Genomic DNA, 9,341 nt, shown 5'->3' with positions numbered 1-9,341 from the left:
GCATCAGGCATCCAGCAATCGACTTCAGACCGTCGCTACAGGCGCCCAAGCAGCAGCCATACGCACGCCATCAATGATCGGCCGGACAGCTCCTAAGCTGATGGTCGGGGGCCCTCTGATCTTGTGATCATTTGATCGTGAAGATCCACAGGCCAGGAGTTCCCGTTGGGGACGTCGAAGTACTGGCATATGTTTAGGGCTGGTGTACCGCTCCGCACTTGTGTGCGGGATGCCCAGAAGTGCGGGCGCAAGGGGGCGGGATGCAGGATACGCCTGATCAGGTGTGGTGTTCGCGGCGATACCTAAGTTGTGCTCAGCGGACGCGCGTGGCGGGCATTGCCGCCGTGCTTCAGGATAACGATTCCGGTTGCCCGTCGCAGGTTTCTGATCTGGTCATGTGTCCGCGTCTAGGGCCGGCTGCATGGGGGGATTTTGCACTGTCTGGACGACGCCGATGTGATCGACATTTTCTGTGTCGTGCTGGACTCGGCACAGGTGAGGGCTAAAGGCCGCGGCCCTCGGCTCGGACCCGGTCAGCCGGCTCGCGGCCCGCAGCCAGGCCCCGCGCACCACTCGTCGCCATCGACTCCGTCACCCGCGATCATCAATGGCGGCTGCGCTGTCCTTCGGCCCCGCCCGTCACACCAGCAAGGAAATCGGCTGCCGTAAAGTGATGGGCGCCGTGAGCGCCGATCGGAAAGGGGGCGCGCGATGGACGTGGACCTGACGCGGGGTGATCGGCTGAGTCAGGCCCGCGAGCGTTCGTTCGTCGGCAGGAAGCTGGAACTGGAGACCTTTGACGCGGCTCTGTCCGGGCGGCCGGGTGGTCCTTTCGTGTTCTACCTCCACGGGCCGCATGCCGGCTCTGGCCGGTCCGTTCGGCATGCCTCGCACTGCCTTCGACCTGGCCGTTCGCGATGCGCTGGTGCTGTGGCGCGATCACCAGGGGTTCGCCACCTGCGCGCTGTTGCAGGCCCGTCTCCCGTCTGATCGCGGACTCGTCGAGTCCCGTCAAGGATCTCCGGGCACTGATCTGTCAGACCGCTGAGGACCTGGCCCTGGATCCCCGAGGCGCCAAAGCGCGAGACGTGCTCGGGCGACCTATTTCTCCGGAGCGTCCAACGCAGGAGGCGGCGGCGCGACGGCTGGGTCTGCCCTACGGCACCTATCGGCGCCATCTGCGGCAAGGTTTCGACCTCCTCGGTGAAGCCTTGTGGCAGATGGAGCTGTATGGCCGCCGCTGACCAGGCCGCCGTCGCTCGCCACGGCCGGTGTGGACAGTGGTGGACAGTGACGGGCCCGGAATGGTCTGGGAAGTGGACAGCCGTCGCGACCAGACTCTGAGCCATGGAAGAAAAGAACCGACCCGAGACCGGACAAGGCGGTCGGCCCACCAGGGTCCAGTCGCCGACAGCGGGCAAGCCGTCGCCGGTGAGTCGGGGCGCTACGCCCGTGAAGTTCCTGTTCGAGGATGCCCTCTTCGACGTCCACGAGTCGGCGTGGCGCATCGTGCCGCCCGGCGCGGTGGACGCCGCCCCGGGCGGCGACGGCGAGGCCGTGGAGCAGGCGCTCGCGGGCCCGGGGGCGGCCGGCACCGGAAGCTGTGGTTCGTGCGCAACGGGACGGGGGCGCTCGGCGCAACACACCCCAGCCGCCGGCACCAAGCCCTGCGCCCTCACCGGCGCGGCGTGGGCCGGCCCGGCAGTCCCACCCGCGCTTCGCTGAACCGCCATGATCCAAGAGAACACGTCAGGCCGTGACCCTCGCCAGCGTGCTCCTGATATGTCACGTGACCGCCGCCGTGGTCCTGATCGCCGACTGGATCGGCGTGACCGGGCTGCGGTCGGCCTGGAGCACCGGCCAGGTCCGCGAACCGCTCAAGGCCATCCGGGCCTCGGCCGCATTCGGCCCCATCGCCCGGCTCACCGTCCTGGCCGCCGGGCTGTGGCTGGCCATCGTCGCCTGGTCCTGGCAAGGCTGGATCATCGTCGGTCTCGTCGGCTGGACCACGCTCGTCCTGCTCGGTGAACCCCTCACCGGCAAGGACATGCGAGCCATGGTCGCGGCGGTGGGAGCCGCCGAGGACGGCGCGCTGCCGCCGGAAGTCCTGGACCGGATCCACGAACCCCGGCTGTGGTCCTCGGTCCTGACCCGGACCGGAGTCGTCACCGGCATCTTCACCTGCATGATCGGCAAACCCGGGCTGGCCGTCGGCCTGGGCGTCCTGCTCGGCGGATACCTGCTCGGGTTCGTCGCGGTGAAGTTGACACCCCAGCCCGCACCGCCGCGGTCGGCCCGCCCCGGCGGCTGAGGCCGGCATCCACGGCCGACGTCCCGGCCCGTAGAAGTGCGAGTCCGCCACTGCGCGAGCGCACCGATTCCTTCTCCTGAAAGGCCGACACCATGCTGCTCGTACTGCGCGTCGCGGCCGTCATCCACGCTCTGGCATTCTTCCTGCAGCCTGTTCTGGCCGGCATGTTTCCGTCCGGGCAGGATTCTGCGATATCCACGCACGGGGCGAACGCCACGGTCCTGACCACCATCTGTCTGGGCCTGACGGTCCTGGCCTTCCTGGCCTGGCGTTGACGGCTGATCCGGCGGCAGCTGTTCACAATGCTCGCGACCATCCTGCTTCTGGAGTACATCGAGATGTCGGTGGGCGGAAGCCATATTCTGCTGGTGCACATTCCGCTCGGGGTGGCGCTGTTCGCGACGGTCGTGGCCACGCTTCCCATGGTCATGAAGGCCGCCCCGGTCGCCGCAGAACCGGCGCTGACCGAGGAGCCGGCCTTCGGCGAGGAGGTCGCCTCGTGAGCGTCTCCCGCAGATCGGTGCTGAAGTTGGCCGGTGGCGCCGGCCTCGCCCTGGCGGCCGTTCCGGCCCTCACCGGATGCTCCGCGACCTCGGAGCTGAACCCGGGCGAGCTGGTCAGCAAAGCCAAGCTCCCGGCTCCGTTCACGGTGCCCCTGCCATTCCCCACGCCGACGAAGCCGGTCGCGACCGACGCTGGCCGGGACCGGTACACGATGGCGCTCAAGGCAGCCGAAGTAGAGATCCTGCCTGGCTACCGCACCCGGATCTGGGGCTACGAGGGCACTTTCCCCGGACCGTGCTTGGAAGCGCGGTCGGGCGTCCCGATGGTCGTATCCCAGACCAACCAGCTGACCGTGCCGGTGGTAACGCACCTGCACGGCGGTCTCACCCCGCCGAGCGACGACGGCTTCCCGACCGACCTGGTCTACCCGGCATCGCTGGCAGACATGGCCGACCCGGCGAAGGCCGCCGCGATGCCCGGCATGCCGGGAATGCCGGCGATGAACGACCCGCTCGCGCACACCAGCGCCGTCGAGCGCACTTACACCTTCCCGATGCGCCAGCGAGCTGCGACGCTCTGGTACCACGACTACCGTATGGACTTCACCGGCGCGCAGGTCTGGAAAGGCTTGTTCGGGCTCTGCGTCGTGCGCGACGACGAGGAGGCGAAGCTCCCGTTGCCGCACGGCGAGCGGGAGCTCCCGCTGCTCATCACCGACCGGGCGTTCGATGCCGACGGCCAGCTGGCCTACCCGTCCCACGACCCGACGCTGCTAGGCAAGGCCGGGATGGCGAAGTCCATCATGGGCGGCGCGACCGGTGACGATCCTTGTCAACGGCGCGCCGCGGCCGTTCGCCGAGGTCGCGGCGGTGCGGTATCGGCTGCGGTTCGTCAACGCCTCCAACGCCCGACGCTATGAGCTCAGGCTCGACGGCCCCGGCGAAAGCGCCTTCGTGCAGATAGGCAGCGACGGCGGGCTGCTCGACGCCCCGGTCACCCACTCCACCCTGCGCATCTCCCCAGCCGAACGCTTCGATGTGGTCGTCGACTTCGGCAAGTACCCGGTCGGATCGCTGGTCACTCTCAAGAACACCGCCGCCACCGGCCGGCCGGGCCAGGTGATGCAGTTCAAGGTGACGTCGAAGACGACCGACGACAGCACCGTCCCCGCCAAGCTCTCCACGATCGAGGACCTCGTTCCAGCCGGCACGGTACGCCGCCTGGTGTTCTCCCGGAACGGCGACCAGTGGCGGATCAACGGCAGGGCCTTCGACCCGGCCACACCGCTGCTACGCCCCCAGTTCGGGGCCGTGGAGGAGTGGCGCGTCCTGTCCGTCGAGCGCCACCCCGTGCACCTGCACGGCACCCAGTTCCAGGTGCTGGGCCGGGGCAGAGGCGGGCCGGGCGCCTACGACGGCGGCTGGAAGGACACCGTCGAGCTGGCCCCGGGCTCGGAGATCCGCCTCGCCGTCCGCTTCGACGCCTACCGCGGCCGATACATCGCCCACTGCCACAACCTCGAACACGAGGACATGGCCATGATGGCCGCCATCCTCGTGGCCTGACAAAAGCCGCGCACCACGCCCCGCTGTCCGTTCCAATCGACTTCATCGAGGAACCCGATATGAACCTCAACCCCATACGGCCCGCGGGCCGTGACGCGCCGCCCGAAGGATCCCGGGCGCCGACCGAAGCTGCGGCGCCCCCGGCGAGCGCGCCCCGATCCGGCGCGGCGCTCGCCGCCCTGGCCGGCGCCCAGTTCATGGTCATGCTGGCCACGTCGATCGTGAACGTGGCCCTGCCTCAGATCCGGTCCGGCATCGGCCTTTCCGACGCCGGGACCACGTGGGCGGTCAACGCCTACGGCCTGGCGTTCGGGGCGTTGTTGCTGGCCGGCGGGCGGGCCTCGGACCTGCTCGGCCGGCGCCTGGTGCTGCTGGCCGGCCTGGCGGTTTTCGCGGCGTCCGCCCTCGCCACCGGTCTGGCGGCGTCCTCGTCGGTCCTCATCGTGGCGCGCGCGGTACAGGGCGCGGGCGCCGCCGCAATCGCCCCGGCGGCACTGGCCCTGGTGATGGGGCTGTTCCCGCCCGGCCCCGGCCGGGGGCGAGCGCTGGGCGTGTGGGGAGCGGTGTCCGGGGCCGGGGGTGCCGCCGGCGTTCTGCTCGGCGGCGTGTTGACCGATGCGCTGGGCTGGCGCTGGATCTTCTTCGCCGTCGCGCTCGGGACGGTGGGAGTTCTGGCGGCGGTGCTGGTGCTGGCTCCCCGGCCGGAGGCCGGGCGTACCGCGCCGGGGAGGTTCGACTACCCCGGCGCGGTCACCGTCACCTTCGCGCTGACCGGGCTGGTCTGGGGCCTGACCACGGCTCGCCGCGCCGGCTGGGGCGACCAGCAGGTCCTGGCCGCGTTCGCGGGCGCCGCGGTCCTGATGGTGGTCTTCGTCCTCGGCGAGCGTCGGCATCCCGATCCGCTCGTGCCGCCGCGTCTGTTCGGCACCGGCCGGGTCGCGGCCGGCAACGTCCTGATGTTCCTGCTGGGCTCGGTGTGGATTGCACTGTTCTTCTTCCTGCCCCTCTACCAGCAGCAGGTCCTGGGGCAGAGCCCGCTGACCACCGGTCTGGGGCAGCTTCCGCTGGCCGGGTGCATGATGCTGGGCTCGGCCCTGGCGCCCCGCCTCGCCACCCGGATCGGGCCGGCGGTGACCGCGGCCGTCGCGCTGCTGGTCGCGGGCGCCGGGATGCTGTGGCTGGCCAACATCAGTACGGACGGCGGCTACCTGGGGAACGTCCTGGGGCCCAGCATCCTGATCGGCCTGGGCCTGAGCACCGCCTTTGTGCAGCTCACCGTCTTCTCGGTGGACGTGCCCGGACCGGACGCGGGCCTTGCCGGCGGACTGGTGAACACCACCCGGCAGGTCGGCGGAGCTGTGGGCCTGGCCGTCCTGACCACCCTGGCCGGCTCGGCGACCGCTCGGGCGGCGACACACCACTCCCATCTGGAAGCCCTCACATCCGGCTACCGCACAGCCTTCGCGATCTCGGCGGCACTCATGGCTGCCACCGCCGTCCTGGCCGTCGTCCTGACGCGCGGATCAGCCAGACAGACCGGCTGACCGAAATTCCTGTCCACGCAACACGGCACAACCACGAGAGAGGTTCCTGTCATGTCCAGCAAGCCGTACCTGAGCGGTCATTACACCCCGGCCGTCGACGAGACCAGCGCAACGGATCTGACCGTGGAGGGTCTCCTGCCGCCCGAGCTGACCGGCCGGCTGATACGCAACAGCCACAACCCGAAGGCCGGAGTCACCCCGTCCCACTGGTTCAAGGGCTCCGGCATGGTTCACGGCATCCGGCTGCGTGACGGCCGTGCCGAGTGGTACCGCAACCGGTGGGTCCGCACCCCGGCTCTGGAAGGCGCGCCCTACATGACCGAGCGCGGCCCGGACCTGACAGCCAGCTCCGCCGGCACCCACGTCATCGAACACGCCGGCAAGCTTCTGGCGCTGTGCGAGTCGAACTTCCCATTCGAGCTCACCCCGGACCTGGACACCGTCGGCGCGTACGACTTCACCGGCAAGCTCCGCACCGTCATGACGGCGCACCCGAAGACGGACCCGGCCACCGGCGAGCTGCACTTCTTCGGCTCTTCGCCGTTCCCGCCGTTCCTGACCTATCACGTCGCCAATCCCAAGGGCGAGATCGAGTACAGCGTCGACATCCCAGATGCCACGCCCTCCTTGAAGCACGACTTCGCCATCACCCGCAACCACGTCGTCTTCGTCGAGGGCAACGTCACCTTTGACCCGTCCGAGCACTCCGGCATCCCCTACGCCTGGAGCGACGAGCAGCTCTCGCGCATCGGCATCATGCCGCGCGGACGCCACGGCGCAGCGCACATCCGCTGGTACTCCATCGAGCCCGGCAACATGCTGCACGCCACCAATGCCTATGAGGACGCCCAGGGCCGCATCGTCCTGGAGGGCCCGACCGTCGACCGCGAAGGCTTCCGGTTGTCGTGGAACTGGTGGACCGGCGCCCCAGATCGCGGCACCGAGCCCAACACCCGCTCCTACACCCGCCGCTGGATCGTCGACACCGCCACCGGCCAGGTCGACGAGCAGATCATCGACGACCTGGCCGTGGAGTTCCCCACCCTGAACGACGACTTTCTGGGTGCCGAGAACCGCTACAGCTACGCCGTGTCTTTCCCGGACCAGAAGGGCTTTGGCGGCTACGGCATCGTCAAGTACGACCGCACCACCGGCGCACGCCGCATCCACCAGGTCGGCGACGCCCGGCTACCCAGCGAAGCGGTGTTCGTCCCGGCAGCCGGCGCGACCAACGAGGACGACGGCTACCTGCTGACCGTCATCTCCGACCTGAAACAGGATGCATCCAAGCTGCTGGTCCTGGACGCCTCCGGCCTGGAACAGCTGGCCGCGGTCCACCTGCCGCGCAGAGTCACCGGCGGCATCCACGGCTCCTGGATCCCGGACACCGCACTGGATCTGTCGGAAGAGAGCTGATACAGCACCCCAGTTCACGCATGGCGAACCGGAGCTTTTGCGGGCGCGCTGTCAGGGACCTGAACCGCGAACCCGCGGATTACGAGTCCGCTGAACCAAAACCGCATGTCGTGGTATGGCTCTGGGCGGAGCTGCTATTCGCGGCTCGACCGGTGCCATACCGGCTAGACGCAGGTGGCCAGGTCCCGATTCGGGACCTGGCCTCCTGCGATGTATCGGGTCTGTCAAACGAGCGGTGTAACTGGGGTTGTTGAGGGTTAGAAGCCGTATCTCAACCGATGATGGAACGTGTGAGTCGAACGGTTTCCCGCCGGAGTGATCTTCCGGCGGTAGGCACATGAAGGCAGGGCCCCTTGGTAGCTCGGAGGTGCGAACCGAACCGAGCAGTTCCAGGAGGCCCTGTTGTCGCAGTTCTACGCGTCCGCGCCCGCATCGTTCAACCGGCCGCCCGAACGTGTAATTGTCTCGCGCACGTGTACGGGAACGCGGCTGATCACCCGGACCGGGTACGCCGGTATCCGTCGGATATGACGGATGCGGAGTGGGTGGTGGTGCGGCCGTTGCTGCCGGTGCCGGCCTGGCTGGAGGGCCGGGGCGGGCAGCCCGAGGGCTATTGCCACCGCGCGATGCTTGATGCGATCCGGTACCTGGTCGCGGGCGGGATCTCCTGGCGGGCGATGCCCGCGGACTTCCCCTGCTGGGGCCGGGTCTATGCCTTCTTCCGCCGGTGGCGTGAGCACGGGCTGATCGCGGAGTTCCAGGACCGGCTGCGAGGCAAGGTCCGTGAGCACGAAGGCCGTGAGGTGGAGCCTTCGGCGGGGATCATCGACGCGCAGTCGGTGAGGGCTGCAGCGTCCGTGCTGACTGCCTCGAGCGGGTACGACGGCGGGAAGAAGGTCCCGGGCCGGAACGACACATCGTGACCGACACGCTCGGCCTGCTGCTGGCCGTCGCGGTGACCGCCGCGAACGTGGGAGACCGGGATGCGGCCGTGCCCCTGCTGCGACAACTGCGCTCACTGCACCGGGAGATCACCCTGGTCTGTGCCGACGGCGGCTACACCGGCAGCCTTGTCGGCTGGGCGAATGAGAAACTCGAACTGACCTTGGAGGTCGTCAAACGCACTGACATGAGCGGGTTCGTGGTGCTGCCCCGCAGGTGGGTGGTCGAGCGCACGTTCGCATGGTTGATGCATTCGCGCCGTCTGGCCCGCGACTACGAAACCCTGACCGCCACCAGCGAGGCGATGATCCAGTGGTCGATGATCACGCGGATGAGCCGCCGCCTGGCCCGGCCACGGGCCCACGGCCGGCACTGAACATCCCCGACGCCTCCTGTACCAGCCACCCGCGCTCCGCCAAACGCCTCGCCTTCGACCGCACCCCCTCCACCTTCGCCGGCGTCGACCCCAGCCCCAGCACCACCGAACTCTCCTTCGCCCGCACCGGCCCCTGGCACGACCGGTCCGCCACCATGCCCAGGATCCGCTGGTAATCCGGCGCGAGAACAGTCGCAGGCAGCCCTTCACGCCAGAACGGCACCGTCCTCCCCGGCAACGGCACGGGCACGGGCAATTCTGCCTTCGCCTCCGGATCGGTCACTGCGGTGGTCTCTGCAGCGGACACGGCCAGAGCTTCGACGAGTTCCTCCCGCGCGATCACCCGCCGGTCCAGATCGATCTCCGCCGCCTCCAGCACGGCAGCCGCCCGGGCCGCCGCCTCCCGCAGATCCTCGACTCGCACGCGAGCAGCCGCTTCACATGCCTCCAACAATCCCAGCATCGACGCCACCGCACACCCCTCACCGAACCAGGCGGGACAGAACGTCGAAACTCTCCCTCATCCACCGAAACCATGCCTGACCAGCAGGAATCAAACGATCACGTTCGGTTGAGATACGGCTTCTGAGCTTGACGTTTAACCTCGCACGTCACCCGACCTGCTGATCTGCGGTTCTTTCCGGGACAGCCGAGACGGCCGTTCTTCACGCTTCGAGATGTCG

10 protein-coding genes are annotated in these 9,341 nt (G+C 68.8%); 9 read left to right on the top strand and 1 reads right to left on the bottom strand.

Annotated features, from left to right (window positions below):
- Nucleotides 1–1,452: 1,452 nt before the first annotated feature.
- The 9 genes from ACIOEW_RS41010 to ACIOEW_RS40970 all read left to right on the top strand — a co-directional run bounded on the left by ACIOEW_RS41010 (nt 1,453) and on the right by ACIOEW_RS40970 (nt 8,658).
- Nucleotides 1,453–1,725, top strand: a complete 273-nt coding sequence (locus ACIOEW_RS41010; RefSeq protein ID WP_401970696.1) for a hypothetical protein — start codon at nt 1,453–1,455, stop codon at nt 1,723–1,725.
- 31 nt (nt 1,726–1,756) lie between these two features.
- Nucleotides 1,757–2,311 carry a hypothetical protein gene (locus ACIOEW_RS41005; protein WP_401970694.1) on the top strand — a complete coding sequence of 185 codons (555 nt, stop codon included), beginning with the start codon at nt 1,757–1,759 and terminating at the stop codon, nt 2,309–2,311.
- A 92-nt stretch (nt 2,312–2,403) separates the two neighbouring features.
- A complete protein-coding gene (locus ACIOEW_RS41000) occupies nt 2,404–2,586 on the top strand; it encodes a hypothetical protein (protein WP_401970692.1) in 183 nt (60 codons plus the stop codon).
- A gap of 27 nt (nt 2,587–2,613) precedes the next feature.
- The gene (locus tag ACIOEW_RS40995; protein ID WP_401970689.1) at nt 2,614–2,814 is read left to right on the top strand and encodes a hypothetical protein; all 201 of its coding nucleotides are present in this window, start codon (nt 2,614–2,616) and stop codon (nt 2,812–2,814) included.
- The gene (locus tag ACIOEW_RS40990) at nt 2,811–3,734 is read left to right on the top strand and encodes a multicopper oxidase family protein (protein ID WP_401970687.1); all 924 of its coding nucleotides are present in this window, start codon (nt 2,811–2,813) and stop codon (nt 3,732–3,734) included. Before ACIOEW_RS40995 ends, ACIOEW_RS40990 begins: the two co-directional genes overlap by 4 nt.
- Nucleotides 3,634–4,380: a multicopper oxidase family protein gene (locus tag ACIOEW_RS40985; protein WP_401970685.1), complete on the top strand. Its 747-nt coding sequence runs from the start codon at nt 3,634–3,636 to the stop codon at nt 4,378–4,380. Before ACIOEW_RS40990 ends, ACIOEW_RS40985 begins: the two co-directional genes overlap by 101 nt.
- Before the next feature lie 59 nt (nt 4,381–4,439).
- Complete coding sequence (locus tag ACIOEW_RS40980; RefSeq protein ID WP_401970682.1) at nt 4,440–5,924, top strand: MFS transporter; 1,485 nt, start codon at nt 4,440–4,442, stop codon at nt 5,922–5,924.
- Nucleotides 5,925–5,975: 51 nt separating this feature from the next.
- Nucleotides 5,976–7,340 carry a carotenoid oxygenase family protein gene (locus ACIOEW_RS40975; protein WP_401970680.1) on the top strand — a complete coding sequence of 455 codons (1,365 nt, stop codon included), beginning with the start codon at nt 5,976–5,978 and terminating at the stop codon, nt 7,338–7,340.
- Between the two features lie 527 nt (nt 7,341–7,867).
- Nucleotides 7,868–8,658, top strand: a protein-coding gene (locus ACIOEW_RS40970) for an IS5 family transposase (protein ID WP_401970677.1) whose coding sequence is annotated in 2 segments (ribosomal slippage) — nt 7,868–8,249 and nt 8,249–8,658 — 792 coding nt in all. Because the reading frame shifts where the segments join, the coding sequence is not laid out codon by codon here.
- Here the strand turns inward: ACIOEW_RS40970 and ACIOEW_RS40965 are convergent.
- A complete protein-coding gene (locus tag ACIOEW_RS40965; RefSeq protein ID WP_401970699.1) occupies nt 8,606–9,121 on the bottom strand; it encodes a hypothetical protein in 516 nt (171 codons plus the stop codon). The genes ACIOEW_RS40970 and ACIOEW_RS40965 overlap by 53 nt on opposite strands.
- Nucleotides 9,122–9,341: the final 220 nt, after the last annotated feature.

Origin of the sequence: Streptomyces sp. NPDC087901, from assembly GCF_044742205.1 — a bacterium.
Lineage (GTDB): Bacteria > Actinomycetota > Actinomycetes > Streptomycetales > Streptomycetaceae > Streptomyces.
The sequence above is the reverse complement of the archived record's forward strand: the minus strand, read 5'-3'. Positions and strand labels throughout refer to the sequence as shown.